Origin of the sequence: Saccharopolyspora sp. NPDC050642, assembly GCF_040654735.1 — a bacterium.
Taxonomy (GTDB): domain Bacteria; phylum Actinomycetota; class Actinomycetes; order Mycobacteriales; family Pseudonocardiaceae; genus Saccharopolyspora; species Saccharopolyspora elongata.
Genome location: NZ_JBFAIN010000010.1, coordinates 127,937 through 145,922, shown reverse-complemented (window position 1 = coordinate 145,922; position 17,986 = coordinate 127,937). Strand labels below are relative to the sequence as shown.

16 protein-coding genes and 1 pseudogene are annotated in these 17,986 nt (G+C 68.7%); 15 read left to right on the top strand and 2 right to left on the bottom strand.

Annotated features, from left to right (window positions below; genetic code table 11):
• The first annotated feature begins 70 nt into the window (after positions 1–70).
• From AB0H93_RS18225 to AB0H93_RS18170, 12 genes are all read left to right on the top strand, one after another.
• Complete coding sequence (locus AB0H93_RS18225) at positions 71–853, top strand: enoyl-CoA hydratase (RefSeq protein ID WP_358573731.1); 783 nt, start codon at positions 71–73, stop codon at positions 851–853.
• 304 nt (positions 854–1,157) lie between these two features.
• On the top strand, positions 1,158–2,084 hold the full coding sequence (locus tag AB0H93_RS18220) for a LysR family transcriptional regulator (RefSeq protein WP_358573729.1): 927 nt from the start codon (positions 1,158–1,160) through the stop codon (positions 2,082–2,084).
• A 145-nt stretch (positions 2,085–2,229) separates the two neighbouring features.
• Entirely contained in the window at positions 2,230–2,625 is a 396-nt protein-coding gene (locus AB0H93_RS18215; RefSeq protein ID WP_358573993.1) for a Zn-ribbon domain-containing OB-fold protein, read from the top strand.
• Positions 2,625–3,794, top strand: a complete 1,170-nt coding sequence (locus AB0H93_RS18210; RefSeq protein ID WP_358573726.1) for a thiolase — start codon at positions 2,625–2,627, stop codon at positions 3,792–3,794. The genes AB0H93_RS18215 and AB0H93_RS18210 overlap by 1 nt, the downstream gene beginning before the upstream one ends.
• Positions 3,791–4,465, top strand: a complete 675-nt coding sequence (locus AB0H93_RS18205; protein WP_358573724.1) for a 3-oxoacid CoA-transferase subunit A — start codon at positions 3,791–3,793, stop codon at positions 4,463–4,465. Before AB0H93_RS18210 ends, AB0H93_RS18205 begins: the two co-directional genes overlap by 4 nt.
• Positions 4,462–5,121 (top strand): 3-oxoacid CoA-transferase subunit B, encoded by a 660-nt coding sequence (locus tag AB0H93_RS18200; RefSeq protein WP_358573722.1) that lies wholly within the window; start codon positions 4,462–4,464, stop codon positions 5,119–5,121. Before AB0H93_RS18205 ends, AB0H93_RS18200 begins: the two co-directional genes overlap by 4 nt.
• Positions 5,114–7,414 carry an acyl-CoA dehydrogenase family protein gene (locus AB0H93_RS18195; RefSeq protein ID WP_358573719.1) on the top strand — a complete coding sequence of 767 codons (2,301 nt, stop codon included), beginning with the start codon at positions 5,114–5,116 and terminating at the stop codon, positions 7,412–7,414. Before AB0H93_RS18200 ends, AB0H93_RS18195 begins: the two co-directional genes overlap by 8 nt.
• Positions 7,411–9,474, top strand: coding sequence for a 3-hydroxyacyl-CoA dehydrogenase NAD-binding domain-containing protein (locus tag AB0H93_RS18190; RefSeq protein ID WP_358573717.1), 2,064 nt, complete (start codon positions 7,411–7,413; stop codon positions 9,472–9,474). The genes AB0H93_RS18195 and AB0H93_RS18190 overlap by 4 nt, the downstream gene beginning before the upstream one ends.
• Positions 9,475–9,756: 282 nt before the next feature.
• Positions 9,757–11,127 carry an MFS transporter gene (locus AB0H93_RS18185; RefSeq protein ID WP_358573714.1) on the top strand — a complete coding sequence of 457 codons (1,371 nt, stop codon included), beginning with the start codon at positions 9,757–9,759 and terminating at the stop codon, positions 11,125–11,127.
• A 1-nt stretch (position 11,128) separates the two neighbouring features.
• On the top strand, positions 11,129–12,400 hold the full coding sequence (locus AB0H93_RS18180) for an SLC13 family permease (protein WP_358573711.1): 1,272 nt from the start codon (positions 11,129–11,131) through the stop codon (positions 12,398–12,400).
• A 28-nt stretch (positions 12,401–12,428) separates the two neighbouring features.
• Complete coding sequence (locus tag AB0H93_RS18175; protein WP_358573709.1) at positions 12,429–13,202, top strand: enoyl-CoA hydratase-related protein; 774 nt, start codon at positions 12,429–12,431, stop codon at positions 13,200–13,202.
• Between the two features lie 49 nt (positions 13,203–13,251).
• Positions 13,252–14,388 (top strand): CaiB/BaiF CoA-transferase family protein, encoded by a 1,137-nt coding sequence (locus tag AB0H93_RS18170; RefSeq protein WP_358573707.1) that lies wholly within the window; start codon positions 13,252–13,254, stop codon positions 14,386–14,388.
• 179 nt (positions 14,389–14,567) lie between these two features.
• Here the strand turns inward: AB0H93_RS18170 and AB0H93_RS18165 are convergent, their stop codons facing one another.
• Positions 14,568–15,197 carry a TetR/AcrR family transcriptional regulator gene (locus tag AB0H93_RS18165; protein ID WP_358573705.1) on the bottom strand — a complete coding sequence of 210 codons (630 nt, stop codon included), beginning with the start codon at positions 15,195–15,197 and terminating at the stop codon, positions 14,568–14,570.
• 141 nt (positions 15,198–15,338) lie between these two features.
• On the opposite strand from AB0H93_RS18165, the gene AB0H93_RS18160 reads away from it, so the two are divergent.
• The 3 genes from AB0H93_RS18160 to AB0H93_RS18150 are packed head-to-tail and all read left to right on the top strand — an operon-like array spanning position 15,339 to position 17,693.
• Positions 15,339–16,145 carry a class II aldolase/adducin family protein gene (locus AB0H93_RS18160; protein WP_358573702.1) on the top strand — a complete coding sequence of 269 codons (807 nt, stop codon included), beginning with the start codon at positions 15,339–15,341 and terminating at the stop codon, positions 16,143–16,145.
• A 19-nt stretch (positions 16,146–16,164) separates the two neighbouring features.
• A complete protein-coding gene (locus AB0H93_RS18155) occupies positions 16,165–16,530 on the top strand; it encodes a hypothetical protein (protein WP_358573699.1) in 366 nt (121 codons plus the stop codon).
• Positions 16,527–17,693 (top strand): lactate 2-monooxygenase, encoded by a 1,167-nt coding sequence (locus AB0H93_RS18150; RefSeq protein WP_358573697.1) that lies wholly within the window; start codon positions 16,527–16,529, stop codon positions 17,691–17,693. Before AB0H93_RS18155 ends, AB0H93_RS18150 begins: the two co-directional genes overlap by 4 nt.
• Positions 17,694–17,727: 34 nt before the next feature.
• Here AB0H93_RS18150 and AB0H93_RS18145 read toward each other — a convergent pair.
• Positions 17,728–17,900: pseudogene (locus AB0H93_RS18145) on the bottom strand (ISL3 family transposase); the annotation flags it as partial.
• Positions 17,901–17,986 lie beyond the last annotated feature (86 nt).

Here is a 17,986-nt window from a genome sequence, read left to right as displayed (position 1 = left end):
CACCAATCCCGCACGCCCGCTGTGGCGTGCCGGTCACAGGCAGAACTGAACCCCGGACTTGGGAGTAGCTTTGGCGGACAGCAGGACTTCCGAACACACCACGACGACCCTGGATGGCGACGGCATCGCAACGGTCACGATCACCGATGCGAAGGTGTTGAACATCCTTAACAGCGCGGTCATCAAGGACGTCACGGCGGCGATCGAGGCGCTCGCAGCCCGCGACGACGTCCGGGTGCTGGTGCTGCGTGGTACGGGCGACCGGGCGTTCATCGGCGGCGCCGATATCGGCGAGATGGTCACGCTGAACCGGAGCAGCGCCGCTGAGTTCATCACAGGTCTCAAGGGCATGTGCGATGCGGTGCGCGACTTCCCGGCGCCGGTGATCGCCCGGCTCGCCGGCTACACCCTGGGTGGCGGCCTTGAAGTGGCGGCCGCCTGCGACCTGCGAATCGGCAGCAGCGATGCGCATTTCGGCATGCCCGAGGTCGCGGTCGGCATTCCGTCGGTGATCCACGCCGCGCTGCTGCCACGGCTGGTGGGCAACGGCCGCGCCACCTGGCTGACCCTCACCGGCGACCAGATCGATGCGCCCACCGCGCTGTCCTGGGGCTTGGTGCACGAGATCTGCGACCTACCCGAGCTGGATGCCGCGGTAGCGCGCAACGCGAAGCGTCTCGCCGAACTGGGCCCGGCCGCGCTGCGCCAGCAGAAGCGGTTGCTGCGCTCGTGGGAGGACCTGCCGGTCGACGAGGCCGTAGCGGCCAGCATCCCGGAATTCGCGGCAGCCTTCGACACCGGTGAACCGCAGCGGTTCATGGCCGAATTCCTGAACCGGAAGCGCTCCCGGTGATCGCGGTTCGATGAGCGGGGAATCGGGCCCGCCCCGGTCGCGGCTCTGAGGGGGGCGATCGCGGAACGAACCGATGATCAAGATCGAAGATGTGCTGCCCTCCTCTCGGAGCGGGGTGGGCAGCGGGGTTGCAGCCACCCGCGCAGTCGCCGACGGCGCGCGGCCGGGACGCCGTGCGACGTTGTGACGGCCGTCTCGTCGGGTCCTCGCCTGGGCTTTGGGCCGTGGTAATTTCGCCGGGTCGATACCGCAGGTGAGGGGCCGCGCGCGCGACCGGTGTGGAGGTGGCGGATTGGGCGGCGGCATGCGGTACGAACTGACCGATCTCCGGCTGTTCCGCGCCATCGCGGAGGCGGAAAGCCTGTCGACCGGTGCGTCGGCGGTGTTCATCACGGCGTCCTCGGCCAGCTACCGGCTGAAGAACCTCGAACACGCGATGGGCACCGCGTTGTTCACCAGGACGGCGCGCGGGATGCGGTTGACCCCGGCCGGTGAGGTGCTGCTGACGCACGTCCGGGAGTTGCTGGCCGGCGTGGACCGGATGCACGGGGACGTGTCCCGGTTCTCGCAGGGGCTCAAGGGCAGCGTGCGGCTGTGGGCCAACAGCAGTTCCCTCAACGGCTTCATCCTGCCCAGCGTCAGCCGATTCCTGCTGGCTCACCCCGACGTCAACCTGGATCTGGAGGAGCGGCTGAGCGGTGCGATCGCGGAAGGCGTGGCCACCGGCGAGGTCGATGTCGGTGTGCTGGCCGGGGAAGTCTCCGACAGCCGCGTTCGGTCGATGCGGTACGCGGTGGACGAGCTGGTGGTGGTCACGCCGATCGACCACCCGCTGGCCCGCCAGCCGGAGATCCGATTCGGCGCGGCGCTGGAGTTCGACTTCATCTGCATGAGCCGGACCAGCAGCAACTACCTGTTCCTGGCCGAGGTCGCGAAGCGGGACCGGCAGACGCTGAACGCACGGTTGCACGTCCACTCGTTCAACGCCGTGCTGCACCTGGTGGAGACGGGCGTCGGGGTGTCGCTGGTGCCGCTGAGCGTGGCCCGGCCGATGGCCGAAAGCGGCCGGGTGGCCGCGCTGCGCATCCTGGAGCCGTGGGCTGCCCGGGAGTTGCACCTGGTCACCTCGGTGGACGCCGCGCTGCCGAGCTTCACGGCGGCGTTCGTGGACTTCCTGCTCACCGACCCCCGGGTGGTGGCGACCCGACAGGCGGCCCAGCCCGGCGCGTGAGTGCCTTCGACATCCACGAATCCTGGGTTCGAATATTTCAAGTCGATTTCCGGGGTCGTTGGGAATAGTATTTCATTTCGTTCGGTAGTGCGCATCGGTGAATCGGATGTCGCGTGCCCCGTGGACCACAAGGTTATTGGAAGTCATGGAATTAAATCGCAACGGAGCGGCGGTCGTAGGCGTCGATGACTATTTCCAGCGGAGTCTCGAAGCCGGAAAGTTCGTGATTCCGCGCTGCGAGGACTGCGGCCGGCCCCATTTCTACCCGCGCATCCTGTGCCCGCACTGCGGCTCGGCGAACCTGCGGTGGGTCGAGCCGTCGGGTCGCGGCACGGTGCACTCCACCACCGTGGTGCATCGCCGGAACGACGAGACCTACAACGTCGCGCTGGTGGACCTCGACGAAGGTCCGCGCCTGATGACCAACGTGACGGGCATCGAGCCGGCCGCGGTCCGGATCGGGATGCCGGTCGTCGCAGTGGTCGGCAAGGCGGCCGGAGCCGGCCCGCTGCTGACCTTCGAACCGGGGGAGGAGCGGTGATGGCCAACTCCTCGATCGCCGTGCTCGGCACCGGAATGGCCGGGCTCGGGCACGCGGGCACCCGCAGCGAGCAGGACATCATCGCGCAGGCCGCGTCGACGGCGGTGGCGGCCAGCGGGCTGCGGATGGAGCAGATCGACGGCATCATCACGGCCAGCCTGACCTCTCCGTGGTGGGTCATGCGGATGGCGGAGTACCTCGGCATCCGCCCGCGCTTCTCCGACAGCACCATGTTCGGCGGCTCGTCGTTCATCGCCGCGCTGAAGATCGCCCAGCTGGCCATCGCCGCGGGCGAATGCGACAACCTGCTGATCTGCTACGGCGCCACTCCGCGCAGTGCGCCGAGCAGCACCGCGGTCAACCAGATGCGCGCCGCGCTGGACCCGCAGCCGTACGAGCACCCGTACCAGCCGTTCAACCCGCCGACCAGCTACGCCCTCGCCGCCGCACGGCACATGCACGAATACGGCACGACGCGTGAACAGCTCGCGAAGGTCGCCGTAGCGGCGCGCAAGTGGGCGCAGCTGAACCCCGCTGCGTTCAAACGCGATCCGCTCACCGTCGACGACGTGGTGAACGCCAAGATGGTCTCGGAGCCGCTGACCGTCCGGGACTGCTGCCTGGTCACCGACGGCGCGGGCGCGTTCGTGGTGACCCGTGCCGACCGAGCCCGAGACCTGCACCCGGCCCCGGTGCACGTGCTCGGCACCGGACATGCTCACTGGCACCGGCAGATCTCCAGCATGCCGGAGCTCACCGTGACCCCGGCGGTCGATTCCGGCCGCGCCGCCTTCGCCCAGGCGGGCCTGACCCCGGCGGACATCGACGTCGTCGAGCTCTACGACGCGTTCACCATCACGCCGATCCTGTTCCTGGAAGACCTGGGTTTCTGCGCGAAGGGGGAGGGCGGCGCGTTCGTCTCGGACGGCCGCATCGAGCCCGGCGGCGGCCTGCCGATGAACACCAACGGCGGCGGCCTGTCCTTCGCGCATCCGGGGATGTACAGCATTTTCCTGGTCATCGAGGCGGTCGAGCAGCTGCGCGGTGCGGCGGGAGCGCGGCAAGTGCCGGAAGCGCGGACCGCTTTGGTGCACGGCAATGGCGGGGTCTTCTCCAGCGAGGCGACCGCGATCCTGTCCACGGCGTCCCCGGCGGAGGTCCGGTCGTGATCAACAAGTTCGTCGAGTCCATCGATCAGGCGGTGGCCGGCATCGCCGACGGATCCACCGTCCTGGTCAGCGGTTTCGGTGTGGCCGGCCAGCCGGTGGAACTGCTGGAGGCGCTGGCCGAGCAGGGCGCCGCTGAGCTCACCGTGGTGTGCAACAACAGCGGCACCGGGGAGGAAGGGCTGGCCCGGCTGATCAAGCTCGGCCGGGTTCGCAAGCTGATCGCGTCCTACCCCAGCGGCACCGGATCCCACGTCTTCGCGGAGGCGTTCGCGGCGGGCCGCATCGAGTACGAATGCGTGCCGCAGGGCACGCTGGCGGAGAGACTGCGCGCCGCCGGCGCGGGCCTAGGCGGTTTCTTCACGCCGACCGGCTACGGGACCGCTTTGGCCGACGGCAAGGAAACCCGGGTCATCGATGGCCGGGGCCACGTCTTCGAAGTGCCGCTGCACGGCGATGTCGCGCTGGTGAAGGCCGAACGCGCCGACCGGTGGGGAAACCTCACCTACCGCAAGACGGGCCGGAACTTCGGGCCGCTGATGTGCATGGCCGCCGCCACGGCGATCGTGCAGGCCGACCGGTCCTGCGAGCTCGGTGCGATGGACCCGGAATCGGTGGTCACGCCGGGCATCTTCGTGCAGCGGGTGGTCGTCGCGGATGGGAGGACCGCATGATCGAGAAGCGGAGTCGATCGGAGATGGCGCGGGCGGTCGCGCGGGACATCCCCTCCGGTTCGTACGTGAACCTCGGGATCGGGCTGCCGGTACTCGCCCTGGAGCACTGGACGCCCGCCGACGAGGTCGTCGTGCACAGCGAGAACGGCATCCTCGGCATGCGCGCCCTGACGCCCGGCGAGGAGCCCGATCCGGACCTCACCAACGCCGCGAAGGCACCGGTGGGCATGCTGCCGGGCGGTTCGTTCTTCCACCACGCCGACTCGTTCGCCATGATGCGCGGCGGACATCTCGACTACTGCGTCCTCGGGGCCTACCAGGTGTCTGCTTCCGGTGACCTGGCGAACTGGTCGCTGGGAGACACCGGCCGGGCCGATGCCGTCGGCGGTGCGATGGATCTCGCGGCCGGCGCCAAGCGGGTGCACGTCGTGATGGAACACCTCACCAAGGACGAACGACCACGCCTGGTGGCGCAGTGCTCGCTGCCGCTGACCGGCGCGGGAGTGGTCGACCGGGTCTACACCGACCTGGCCACGGTGGACGTGACGATGGACGGCTTCGTGGTGCGCGAAATGGTTCCCGGGCTCACCCGCGCGCAACTGCAGGACCGCACCGGTGCCCCGCTGTGCTTCGAGCTGGAGGAGAAGCATGTCTGACAACACGGAACTGGCGGCTTTTCGGGCCGAGGTGCGGGACTTCATAGCCGCCGAGCTGCCCGCGGACCTGCGCCGCAAAGTCATCGAGCACCGGCGCCTGGAGAAGCAGGACTTCCTGCGCTGGCAAGGAATCCTGCAAGCGCGCGGTTGGGCCGCGCCGAACTGGCCGGTGTCCCACGGCGGGGCAGGATGGACTCCGGCTCAGCGGCAGATCTTCGACGAGGAAGCCGCCATTGCCGGGGCGCCCGAAACGCCGCCGTTCGGCCTGCGCATGGTCGGCCCGGTGCTGCTGAAGTACGGCACGCCGCAGCAGCGAGAACGCTACCTGCCCAGGATCCTGACCGGCGAGGACTGGTGGTGCCAGGGCTATTCGGAACCAGGTTCGGGCTCCGATCTGGCGTCGCTGAAGCTGCGCGCGGACCGGGACGGCGACCACTTCGTCCTCAACGGACAGAAGACCTGGACCACCTACGCGCAGTACGCGGACATGATGTTCTGCCTGGCCCGCACCGACAGCGGCGGCAAACCGCAGGAGGGCATCTCGTTCCTGCTCGTCGACATGCGTTCGCCGGGCGTCACGGTGCGGCCGATCCGCACCATCGACGGTGACACCGAGATCAACGACGTGTTCTTCGACGACGTCCGGGTGCCGGTGGACAACCTCGTCGGTGAGCTCGGCGGCGGCTGGACCTGTGCGAAGTTCCTGCTGGCGCAGGAACGCTTCGGCGCCGCACGGGTGGGCCGGGCCAAGCGTGAACTCGCGATCCTCCAGCGGATCGCCGCGCAGCGGGTCGTCGACGGGGTGCCGCTGAGCACGGACCCGGTGTTCGCCGCGAGACTGGCGCGGCTGGAGATCGACGGGCTCGCCTTGCAGGAGACGAACCTGCGGCTGACCGAACGGGTGCTGGCCGACGGAGGGCTGGGCATCGAGGCGTCGGTGCTGCGGCTTCTCGGCGCGGACCTGGCGCAGCGGATCACCGAGCAGCAGGTCGAGGTGGCCGGGGTGCACGGCATCCGGTACCCGGACGGCGCTTTCTCGCTGGACGGCGCCGGAGTCGGCCCGGACTGGGCGGAGCCGCTCGCCGGCTTCCACCTGAACCTGCGCAAGATCTCGATCTACGGCGGGACCAACGAGATCCAGCGCAACATCATCGCCAAGATCCTGCTGGACCAGCGCGAAGGCAGCTGGCAGCACGTGGACCTGCAAGACGAGCAGCGGGCGATCGCCGAGGCCGTCGGCAGCTACCTGGACCGCGAGTACCCGCCGCCGCCGCGGACCACGCTCGAACCCGCGCACTGGAAGTCCTTCGCCGAAATGGGCTTGCTGGGCTTGGCCGCCGAGGATTCCGGCGCGGATGCGAGCACGACGGCCGTAGTCCTGGCGGAGTTCGGCAGCCGGCTGGTCGACGAACCGTACGTGAGCACGGCGGTGCTGGGCGCACGGTTGCTCGCCAGCGGCCTCCCCGGGCAGCGCGCCTGCGACGAAATCCTGCCCGAGGTGGTTGCGGGCGAGCGCATCGTCGCTCTCGCCCACGGCGAGGCGCAGACGGATCACAACCCGCACAGCGTCGAGACCCGAGCGGTGCGCACCGGCGACGGTTGGTCGCTGACCGGGCAGAAGATCGTCGTGATCGACGGCGGCCGAGCCGACCACTTCATCGTCTCGGCCCGCACCTCGGGCGAGGCGGCGGCCGAGGCCGGCATCTCGCTGTTCCTCGTCGACCGCGACCAGACCGGGCTGGACCTCCGCGACTACCCGACCATCGATGGCCGCCGCGGGACCGACCTGCGGTTCGCCGACCTCCACCTGCCGGAGACGGCCCTGATCGGAGCTCCCGATCAGGCCTTCCCGGTGCTGGACGAGGCGCTCGACGCCGCGACCGCCGCGCTGTGCGCGGAAGCGGTCGGGGTCATGAGCGCCGTCCTGGACCTCACCACCCAGTACATCCGGGACCGTCGCCAGTTCGGCTCCAGGCTCGCGGACTTCCAGGTCATCCGGCACCGGTGGGTGGACATGCTGCTGGCGCTGGAACAGGCCCGATCGCTGGCCTGGCTGGCGGCCCGCCACGTCGACGATGCCGACCAGGCGGTGCGTGCCCGGATGGTCTCCGCGGCCAAGGTCGGCTGCGTCGAAGCCGGGCGCCTCCTGCGGCAGCAGGGCATCCAGCTGCACGGAGCCATCGGCATGACCGACGAGCTCGCGCTCGGCCACTACGTCAAGCGCCTGTTCGCCATCGAGCACACCTTCGGCGGCGTTCGCCACCACCTGACCAGATTCGCGGAGAACTCATGACCACCGCCACCTACCAGCGGCGCAACGACGTCGCGGTCCTCCTCCTCGACAACCCGCCGGTCAACGGCCTCGGCGACACCGTCCGAAAAGGACTGTTCGAAGGCATCGCCCGGGCGGTCGCCGACCCGGCGGTGCGGGCCGTGGTGCTCGCCGGGCGCGGCCGCGGCTTCTCCGGCGGCGCCGACGTCCGCCAGTTCAACACCCCCGCGGCGAATGCCGAACCGAAGCTGCGCCAGGTCATCGCCGCGATCGAAGAGTCCGCCAAACCGGTCATCGCGGCGATCCACGGCATGGCGCTGGGCGGCGGGCTGGAGCTGGCACTGGGCTGCCACTACCGCGTGGTGACCGCGGACGCGACCCTCGGGCTGCCCGAGGTCAACCTCGGCCTGGTGCCCGGCGGCGGTGGCACCCAGCGGTTGCCCCGGCTCATCGGGGTCGCCGCCGCGCTGGACATGATCCAGCACGCCCGCACGGTGGACGGGGCCAAGGCGGTGGCACTCGGCCTGGCCGATGCGACCTTCGACGGCGACCCGGTGGATGGCGGCGTCGAATTCGCCCGCACGGTGCTCGACGCGCCGAGCCACCCGGTGATCGGCCGACGCGCCCCAGCAGCCGCCGAAGTCGACTTCGCCGCAGCCCGCGCAGCTGTCTCCCCGCGAGCCCGCAACGCCGACGCGCAGCGCGGCGCCATCGACTGCGTCGAACACGCCACCGAACTGCCCCTGACCGACGGCCTGGACCGGGAGCGAGCGGTCTTCGAACGGCTGGTCGGCGAGCCGACGTCGAAAGCCCTGCGCCACCTGTTCTTCGCCGAACGCAAGGCGGCCAAGGCACCCGGTCCGGGCAACCGCCCGGTCAAGTCGGTGGCCGTGATCGGTGCGGGGACAATGGGCGGCGGAATCGCGATGGCGTTCGCCAACGCCGGATACCCGGTCACCGTCTTCGAACGCGAGCAAGCGCCGCTGGATCGTGGGCTGGCTCTGATCCGCCGCAACTACGAGATCACCGCGAACAAGGGGAAGCTCAGCCAGGACGAGATCACCCAACGGCTGGCGCGCATCAAGCCCACGCTGGACATGCCCGACGTCGCCGACGCCGACCTCGTGATCGAGGCGGTGTTCGAGGAAATGCCCATCAAGAAGGCGGTTTTCCAGCAACTGGACGCGGTGTGCAAGCCGGGGGCGATCCTGGCGACGAACACCTCCCGGCTGGACATCGACGAGATCGCCGCCGCGACCAGCAGGCCGCAGGACGTGATCGGGCTGCACTTCTTCAGCCCGGCCAACGTGATGCGGCTGCTCGAGGTGGTCCGCGGTGCCCGGACGGCCGACGAGGTGATCGACACCAGCATGCGGATCGCCGCCGACATCGGGAAGATCCCGGTGCTGGTCAAGGTGTGCGAGGGTTTCGTCGGCAACCGGATGCTCACCGGCTACTGGCGCGAAGCCTGGTTCCTGCTCGAAGAAGGCGCCTCGCCGCAGCAGATCGACCAGGCCATGAAGGACTTCGGCATGGCCATGGGGCCGCTGACGATGTCCGACCTCGTGGGACTGGACATCAACTGGGCCGCCCGCAAGCGCCTCGCCCCGACTCGCCCCGAGCACCTGCGCTACTCGGCGGTGCCCGACCGCATCTGCGAGCAGGGCAGGTTCGGGCAGAAGACCAACGCCGGCTTCTACCGCTACGAACCGGGCGACCGCACACCGATCCCGGACCCAGCGGTCGAGGAGATCGTCGAGCAGTGCGCACGGGAAGCCGGCATTGAGCGCCGCGAGATCTCCACCGAGGAGATCGTGGACCGCTGCGTGCTCGCGCTGATCAACGAGGGCGCACGGATCGTCGAAGAGGGAATCGTGCAGCGCGCCTCGGACGTCGATGTCGTGTACGTCCAAGGCTACGGATTCCCGGCCTGGCGCGGCGGCCCGATGCACCACGCCCGAACCACCGGTTTGGACGTCACCCTGGCCAAGATCAAGGCGCTGCACGCCGCACATGGCGAGCTCTGGGCACCTGCTCCGCTGCTGGAACACGCCGTGGCCGAAGGCCGCACCAGTCTCTGACCCCGGTCTCACTGAGGTTTTCCAGCCTCGTTTTGCGTGGCGGTGCGGGTGGCGGAACCTCAGAGGCTCCCTGGACTGTGGGTGCCCTGACTTATGTATGTCCATACACGGCGTCAGGGCCGTCCTCGCCAGAAAGCCTCTGAGAACCCGCGGCGGTGCCGGTGTCGTAGGTGGGTTATGCGCCTGCGGCGCATGCGGCACCCCATCGACATGCAGCTTTGCGGCCCGCGGCTGCGGGCCGACCAGGATGAAAAACGCTCATTGCTGGACGAAGGAGTCCGCATGTCCACACGTTCGCTCGATACCGGGAAGTCGGAAGACACCTCCGGCGTCGCGGCTCCGATCGACTCCGCCGCGCGATCCAGGATGGCCCGCCGGGCCGGAATCGCGGCCTTCGTCGGAACCACCATCGAGATCTTCGACTTCTACATCTACAGCACTGCATCCGCGCTCGTGCTGGGCGCGCTGTTCTTCCCGACGGTCTCGCCGGCCATCGGCACGCTGGTCGCCTTCGCCACCATCTGGGTCGGGTTCATCGCTCGCCCCTTGGGCGGCGTCATCTTCGGCCACTTCGGCGACCGGCTCGGCCGCAAGAAGATGCTGATGATCACCCTGACCATGATGGGGATCGCCACCACCCTGGTCGGCCTGCTGCCGACCTACGGCCAGATCGGCATCGCCGCACCGCTGCTGCTGGTCACCGTGCGGATGCTGCAGGGCATCGCGATCGGCGGCGAATGGGGCGGCGCGGTGCTGATCGCCACCGAGCACGCGCCCAAGAAGAAGAGCATCCTCTTCGGCGCGTTCGCCCAACAGGGCTCGCCGGTCGGGAACCTGCTGGGCACGTTGGCGTTCATCGCCATCACCCAGCTTCCCGAGGAGCAGTTCACCTCGTGGGGCTGGCGGATCCCGTTCCTGTTCTCCGCGGTGCTGGTCATCGTCGGCATCGTGATCCGCACCCGGCTGGAGGAGTCGCCGGAGATGGAGAGCCTCCGCCGGTCCAGCGCGGTCGTGCGGCTGCCGCTGGCGGAAGTGCTCCGGTCCACGCCGAAGGTCGTCGTGCTCGGCATCCTGGCCGGCGCGATCGGCATGGCTTCCTCGTACGTCAAGACGACCTTCGCGCTGTCCTGGGCCACCGAGGACATCGGCTTCTCCCGGTCCACCTTCCTGATGGTCATCATGATCGCGCTGATCGCGCAGGTGCTGGCCCAGCCCTTCGGCGCAGTGCTGGCCACCAGGTTCGACACCCGGAAGGCGATCGTCTGGATCCTGGTGCCGGAGATCTTCCTGATGCCGCTGATGTTCTACCTGATCGGCACGGGGTCTACCGCACTGGCCATCGTGGGCATGGTGCTGGCGACCTTCCCGCACTCGATGTTCTACGCGACCCTGGCCGGAATCCTCTCCAACGCCTTTCCCGCCCGGACCCGCTACACCGGCATCTCGGTCTGCTACCAGATGTCCACCACGGTCTTCGCGGGCACCGCGCCGTTCCTGTGCCAGTACCTGCTCACCACGACGGGCTCGATCACTTCGGTGGTGGCGCTGACGATCGGCTACGTCGTGCTGTCGCTGGTCTGCTCCCTGGCCCTCCTGAACCGGACTCCCACACCGCACGGTTCGAGCAACATCGTGGGATGCGAGGTCCAGTAGCATGGGGATCCACCTGGCAGGCGTCGGCCTGCTGCTCGTTTCGTTCGTGCTCGCCACCGTCCTGCCGCTCAACCTCGGGGCGCTCGCGCTGGTGGCGACGTTCGTAGTGGGCCTGCTGGTTTCGGGAACGGACGCGGACACGATCTTCGCTCAGTTCCCGGGCAATCTGTTCGTGGTGCTCGTAGGTGTGACGTTCCTGTTCAACGTCGCCAGTGCGAACGGCACGATCGACTGGCTGGTCGCCGCGACCGCACGGCTGGTGCGAGGACGAGTCCTCGTCGTCCCGTGGATGATGTTCCTGCTCGCCGCCCTGTTCTCAGCGATCGGAGCCCTGTACGCGGTGCCGATCGTCGCCCCGATCGCGCTCGACTTCGCGCGGCGCAACCGGATCCCGATCCTGTTGATGGGGCTGATGGTGATGCACGGGTGGGCGGCGGGCGCCCTGTCGCCGATCAGCGTCTACGGGATTCTCATCGGCGAGCTCTTGGCCTCGAACCAGCTCTCGATCGACCGCGGTGGCATGTTCGCCATCGGGGCCTGCGCGAACGTCGTCATCGCGCTCGTCGTGTTCGGTGTCCATGCCGCGCGCAGGTCGCTGCGAGTTCCCGTGGGGCAAGGTGCGGCGGCGCGACCTGTTGATGGCGAGCCTGCCGACACGGAGAACGAGGGCGGCGGCCCCCGATCCTCCGTCACGACCGCCCTCACTTTGTTGGCGATCGCACTGCTCGTCGTGGCGAGCGTGTTCTTCCGGACCGACATCGGGCTGCTCGCCGTCTCGCTCGCCGTTCTGCTCGGCCTGCTTCGTCCGGCCGACCAGAAGAAAGCGCTGTCCGACGTCCCGTGGTCGGTCGTCATGCTGGTGTGCGGGATCGTCACGTACATCGGTCTGCTGAAGCACCTCGGCACGCTGGACCTGGTCGGCGAGCTCGCAGACCAGGCTGCCGCACCGGCTATCGCGGTCCTGCTGATCTGCTACATGGCTGCTGTCGTGTCCGCCTTCGCGTCCTCGACCGGAGTCATCGCCGCAGTGGTGCCGATCCTGATCCCCGTCCTGGCGGACTCGGGCATCGGTGCCACCGTCGCGGCGGCCGCGGTCGGGGTCTCAGCGACGATCGTCGACGTCAGCCCCCTGTCCATCAACGGTGCGATCGTCATGGCCGCGAGCCCGGAAGCCGAACGCACGACGATCTTCCGCTCCCTCCTCGGCTACGGCGGGGCGATGGCCGTGTTCGGCCCCCTGCTCATCTGGGCCGTCACGGTCCTCCCCAGCTGACCCCGCCACAGAATGAAAGGAGACGTCCATGGGAATCCTCGACGTCCAGCAGCGTGACAACGTCCTGCATGTCGTCTTCGACCGCCCGGAGAAGCTCAACGCGATGCGCCGGGAGGACATCGACGCCGTGCCCGCCCTGATCGCCGGAGCCTCGGACATCCGCGCGATCGTGTTCCGGGGAGCCGGTGAGCGGGCGTTCAGCGCCGGCGTGGACGTCAGGGAGTTCCTGTCCCTAACGACTCCCGACAGCGCGCGGGACTTCATCTCCGCGCTGCGCGACATGCTGGCAAGCGTCCGCCGGGCACCCGTCACGACCATCTGCGCCATTGACGGCTACTGCATCGGCGGTGCCCTGGAGCTGGCTGTCGCCTGCGACGTGCGTCTGGTGACGACGCGGTCCAGCTTCGGCCTGCCGGAGATCAAGCTGGGCATCCCGTCGGTCATCGACGCCGGCCTCCTGCAGCAGTACGTGGGTCTCGGCCACGCGAAGGAGATGATCCTGACCGGCGATCTTTACCCGGCCACCGCACCGCAGCTCGCCGGTCTCTGCAACCGGCTCGTCGAGCCGAGCGGGTTGGAGGAGGTGCTCGAAACCTTCCTGGCGAAGGTCACGTGCCACACCACAACGGTGCTGGCGTCGCAGAAGCGACTCTTCGAGACGTGGCAGAACACGACCACGGACGTGGGCATCGATGTGAGCGTCGGTGAGTTCGCCGGTACCTTCGCCGCCGCCGACACGATGGAAGCGCTGACTCGGTACGGAGCCGAGCTGGGAATCGAGCGCGAGTCGGCTGGCCAGTGATGGCCCGCGACATCCCCAGTAGCGCGAGAACAGGAGAGGACACCCTCGGATGACCAAGCCTCTGGAAGGGATGCTCGTAGTCAGCCTGGAGCAGGCCGTCGCCGCGCCGTTGGCGACGTGCCGGCTTGCCGACGCGGGCGCTCGTGTGATCAAGATCGAGCGCACATCGGGAGATTTCGCCCGGGGATACGACCGTGCGGTCCAGGGCGAGAGCGCCTACTTCGTCTGGCTCAACCGCGGCAAGGAGTCGATCTGCCTGGATTTCACCCGGGAAGAGGACGCTGCCCTGCTGCGAGCCATGATCAGCCGCGCCGATGTCTTCGTGCAGAACCTCGGTCCCGGTGCAGCGGCCCGCGCCGGCCTCGAAGCGGAATCACTGGTCGAGGCGAATCCCCGGCTCGTCGCCTGCACCATCTCCGGCTACGGCCGGACCGGGCCCTACGCGCAGATGAAGGCCTACGACCTGCTGATCCAGGCGGAGTCCGGGCTGGCATCGGTCACGGGAACGCCCGAAGCGCCAGGCCGGGTCGGGGTGTCCGCATGCGACATCGCCGCGGGACTCTCCGCCCACGCCGGGATCGTGGAGGCGCTGCTGAGGCGCGCGACTACGGGCTCCGGGGGCGTTGTGGACGTCTCGATGTTCGCGGCGATGGCAGAGTGGATGGCCGTCCCACTGCTGCATTGGGAGCACCAGCACACGATCTGGCCACGGGTGGGCCTCAACCACCCGATCATCGCCCCGTACGGGGCGTATCCCACCGCTGGCGAGGGGATGGTGCTGGTGGGCATCCAGAACGACGTCCAGTGGCGGCGGTTCGCGGAGCGGCTGCTCGACCGGCCAGAGCTCGCCGGCGACGAGCGGTACGCCACGAACGTCGAGCGGGTCGCCCACCGGGCCGAGATCGACGGTCTTGTCGAAGGCTTTCTCGCGCCGCTCACCGCCGACGAGGCAGTCGCCCGGCTCGCGCAGGTCGACATCCCGTGCGCCCGGATCAACGGGGTTCCGGAGCTCGCTGGCCACCCCCAGCTGAGCCGGCTCGGGGTGGACACGCCTGCCGGCACCGTTTCTGTGACGGCGCCCCCGACGCGGCACTCGACCTGGTCACTCGAGTCCGCATCCGTGCCCGCGCTCGACCAGCACGGTGCGGCGCTCCGCGAGGAGTTCGCGACGACCAAGGCGCCGTGACGCCGAACTGCGCATCCGCGCCAGCACCGAAAAGCGTTCCCGCTGAGCCGTTTTGACGTCAGTGATGCGGAAGGCGGCCACGGGCTCAGGGGTCGAGCCCGAGCCGGCGTGCGGTGACCTCGCGGATCTCGGCATTGCGGATCCTGCCGGTTGCGAACGCCGCATCGTGCGGAACTCGGTCAGGGGCTGGTTTTCCGCTTGGCCCGGCTTCGGGAGATGGACTTGATGAGTGGCGGCAGATAGGTCGTCGCCAGCTCGTCCGGGGCCAGTTGGTCCGGCTCGACGAGGCTTTGCGCCAGGGCGCCCTCGTGCAGGGCGGTGATGAGCCGGGCCAGTGAGTCCAGGTCAACGGTGGCTTGCCGGCCCAGGCGGTCGAACAGCGTGCCCAGCAGTCGCACGATCTCGTCGCGCAGGCGGCGGTCGTGCTCGGCCAGGGCGCGTGCCGTCTCGGGGTTGCGGATGGCGTGGAGCGTGAACTCCGTCGACAGCAGGTACCAGCGGCGCTCGGTGTCGTCGACCGCGCTGGTGCGCGCGATCAGCGTGCTCAGCGGGTCCGGCGCGTCCCGCATCTCTTCGATCGCCTGGGTGAGCCGGTCGATGATCCGTTGGGCGTGCAGGTCGAACAACGCGAAGAACAGGTCTTCCTTCGTGCGGTAGTTGTAGTAGAACGCTCCGCGGGTGAGGTCCGCCCGGTCGCAGATCTCCTCGATCGAGGCGCCGTAGAAGCCGCGGTCGGCGAACGTCTCGAGCGCCGCATCGAGCAGGCGCTCGGTGGTCTTCGGCCGACGTTTGGTCTGTCCCTTCGGCAACGCATTCCTCCACGGGCATTGACATCCGGACGTGACGCGCTTCACCATACAGCACCGTATGACATACAGATCTGTATGTCATACGACCCTGTATGAGAAGCGACTGCGCACTCGTTCCGTTGATCCTCGAGGAGACTTCTGATGGAGACGACAGCTGCCGAAGTGCACATCGGACTCGGACCGACCCCGCCCGGATTCCAGGCGATGCTCCCTCCCGCCTTCGACTCGGTGGAGGAGGAGCGGTTGCACCGCAAGCAGGAACTGGCCGCTGCCTTCCGGCTGTTCGGCAAGCTCGGCTTCTCGGAAGGGGTGGCCGGGCACATCACGGCTCGCGACCCGGAGAACCCCGAGTGGTTCTGGGTCAATCCCTTCGGGATGAGCTTCAGCCAGATCAAGGTCTCCGACCTGATCCTGGTCGATCACGCCGGCAACGTGGTGGAGGGCCGCCGGCCGGTGAACCGCGCGGCGTTCTGCATCCACTCCGAAGTGCACAAGGCCCGCCCGGACGCCGTCGCGGCGGCTCATGCGCATTCCTTGCACGGCAAGGCGTTCGCCACCCTGCGCCGGCATCTGTCCCCGATCACCCAGGACGCCTGCGCGTTCTTCGAAGACCACGGCCTGTACGAGGACTTTCGCGGGGTGGTCAACGACACGGAGGAGGGTAGGCGGATCGGTGTCGCGCTCGGCGGCCACAAGGCGGTCGTCCTGGCCAACCACGGCCTGCTGACGGTCGGCCAGACCGTGGCGGAGGCCGCCTGGTGGTTCGTCACCATGGAACGTTCCTGCCAGGCGCAGCTGCTGGCCATGGCGGCCGGGCATCCGCACGAGATCGACCGCGAGACCGCCCTCCAGGTGCGCGAGCAGATCGGCAGCCCGTTGTCGGGGTGGTTCCAGTTCCGGCCGATGTGGGACCGCATCACCGAGGAGCAACCGGACCTGTTCGACTGAGCGGCTCGGGGAGGACGACATGAGCTCTGCATCCGTCCCCGAGCCCGCCCGGCCGGCACCCCTGGACGAGTCCTCGATCGACAGGGGTGTCGCGCTGGCCAGGCGGCGGCTGTTGCCAGTGCTGGTCCTGATGTACGTGATCTCATACCTGGACCGGCTGAACCTGAGCTACGCCGAACCCTCGATCTCGCGCACGCTCGAATTGAGCGCGACGGTGTTCGGCGCCGCGGCGGGTGCCTTCTTCCTCGGCTACGCGCTCCTGGAAGTTCCGAGCAACCTTCCTCCCCGGCGTTCTGTTCCTGCTCACGCTCGCGCTGAACCCGTGGTCCGACCGGAGCCGTCGCCGATGCCTAGAAAAATCCGACCGAGAAAGGCTGTCCCATGAGCCATCCGTTCGGCTCCTACCAGAACGAGATCTACCTCAACGGCCTTGCCGGGATCCTGCCGCGGTTCCCGATGGTCCACGCCGAGCTGGAAGCCAAGGCGCAGGCTGCGCTGCCGCCGTCGGTGTGGTCGTACGTCGCCGGAGGTGCCGGCGATGAGCACACGCAGCGGGCCAACACCACCGCATTCCAACGTTGGGGTCTCATTCCCCGGATGTTCGTCGGAGCCGCGCAACGCGATCTGTCCGTCGACCTGTTCGGGATGACGCTGCCGGCTCCGCTGTTCATGGCGCCGGTCGGAGTCCTCGGCATCTGCGCGCAGGACGGGCACGGCGACCTCGCGACCGCACGCGCCGCCGCGCACACGGGCATCCCGATGGCCGCCTCGACGCTGTCCGCCGATCCGATGGAGGAGATCGCAGCGGAATTCGGTGCGACACCTGGCTTCTTCCAGCTGTACACACCCACTGACCGGGAGCTGGCCGAGAGCCTCGTGCATCGAGCCGAGCGCGCCGGCTTCAAAGCCATCGTGGTCACCCTCGACACCTGGGTCACCGGGTGGCGGCCGCGGGATCTGGCGACGAGCAACTTCCCGCAGCTGCGTGGGCACTGCCTGGCCAACTACACCAGCGACCCGGTCTTCCGGGCGCGCCTGGACCGGACGCCGGAGGAAGACCCGCAGGCCGCAACCCTGATGTGGGCGCAGATCTTCGGCAATCCGCTGACCTTGGCCGACTTGCCGTGGCTGCGGTCGCTCACCAAGCTCCCGCTGATCGTGAAGGGCCTCTGCCACCCCGACGACGTTCGGCGTGCCAAGGATCTGGGCGTGGACGGCATCTACTGCTCCAATCACGGGGGTCGTCAGGCCAACGGCGGATTGCCCGCCCTCGACGCCCTGCCGGCCGTCGTCGAGGCAGCGGATGGGCTACCGGTGCTCTTCGATTCCGGCATCCGCAGCGGCGCCGACATCGTCAAGGCGATCGCTCTGGGAGCCACCGCCGTCGGTGTCGGCCGCCCCGTCGCCTACGGCCTCGCCCTCGGCGGCACCGACGGAGTCGTTCACGTCCTCCGCTCGCTCCTGGCCGAGGCCGATCTGATCATGGCCGTTGACGGCTACCCGACCCTCGCCGACCTCACACCCGAGGCGCTCCAGCGCGTCACGTGACCGTGCGGAGGTGGTGCCGCTGGCCGGGAATCGGCGATCCCTCCGACCCGCAGCGCCGGCACCACTGGTCAGGTTCAACGACACGGCAGGCGAGGACGGCACGGTCGGGGTCGAGTCGTTGGCCGGTGACCTCGAGTCCGAGTTCGTCGAGTCGGCGGAAGTCAGATCAGCGCGGGCGACGCCCGCGTCGACGGTAGCGTCGGGCACGTCGAGGTCTTCCGGATGGGCGGCGTAGGAACGTCCATCCGCGGGAGACCTCGACCTCTATCCGGCTCTCGACGCGCTGAACCACG

What these genes read in the sequence shown, in the direction of transcription:
- AB0H93_RS18220 (WP_358573729.1), top strand. Translation starts at nt 1,158, where the DNA reads ATGCGGTACGAACTGACCGATCTCCGGCTGTTCCGCGCCATCGCGGAG.
- AB0H93_RS18210 (WP_358573726.1), top strand. Translation starts at nt 2,625, where the DNA reads ATGGCCAACTCCTCGATCGCCGTGCTCGGCACCGGAATGGCCGGGCTC.
- AB0H93_RS18175 (WP_358573709.1), top strand. Translation starts at nt 12,429, where the DNA reads ATGGGAATCCTCGACGTCCAGCAGCGTGACAACGTCCTGCATGTCGTC.
- AB0H93_RS18195 (WP_358573719.1), top strand. Translation starts at nt 5,114, where the DNA reads ATGTCTGACAACACGGAACTGGCGGCTTTTCGGGCCGAGGTGCGGGAC.
- AB0H93_RS18215 (WP_358573993.1), top strand. Translation starts at nt 2,230, where the DNA reads ATGGAATTAAATCGCAACGGAGCGGCGGTCGTAGGCGTCGATGACTAT.
- AB0H93_RS18160 (WP_358573702.1), top strand. Translation starts at nt 15,339, where the DNA reads ATGGAGACGACAGCTGCCGAAGTGCACATCGGACTCGGACCGACCCCG.
- AB0H93_RS18190 (WP_358573717.1), top strand. Translation starts at nt 7,411, where the DNA reads ATGACCACCGCCACCTACCAGCGGCGCAACGACGTCGCGGTCCTCCTC.
- AB0H93_RS18185 (WP_358573714.1), top strand. Translation starts at nt 9,757, where the DNA reads ATGTCCACACGTTCGCTCGATACCGGGAAGTCGGAAGACACCTCCGGC.
- AB0H93_RS18170 (WP_358573707.1), top strand. Translation starts at nt 13,252, where the DNA reads ATGACCAAGCCTCTGGAAGGGATGCTCGTAGTCAGCCTGGAGCAGGCC.
- AB0H93_RS18155 (WP_358573699.1), top strand. Translation starts at nt 16,165, where the DNA reads ATGAGCTCTGCATCCGTCCCCGAGCCCGCCCGGCCGGCACCCCTGGAC.
- AB0H93_RS18150 (WP_358573697.1), top strand. Translation starts at nt 16,527, where the DNA reads ATGAGCCATCCGTTCGGCTCCTACCAGAACGAGATCTACCTCAACGGC.
- AB0H93_RS18200 (WP_358573722.1), top strand. Translation starts at nt 4,462, where the DNA reads ATGATCGAGAAGCGGAGTCGATCGGAGATGGCGCGGGCGGTCGCGCGG.
- AB0H93_RS18180 (WP_358573711.1), top strand. Translation starts at nt 11,129, where the DNA reads ATGGGGATCCACCTGGCAGGCGTCGGCCTGCTGCTCGTTTCGTTCGTG.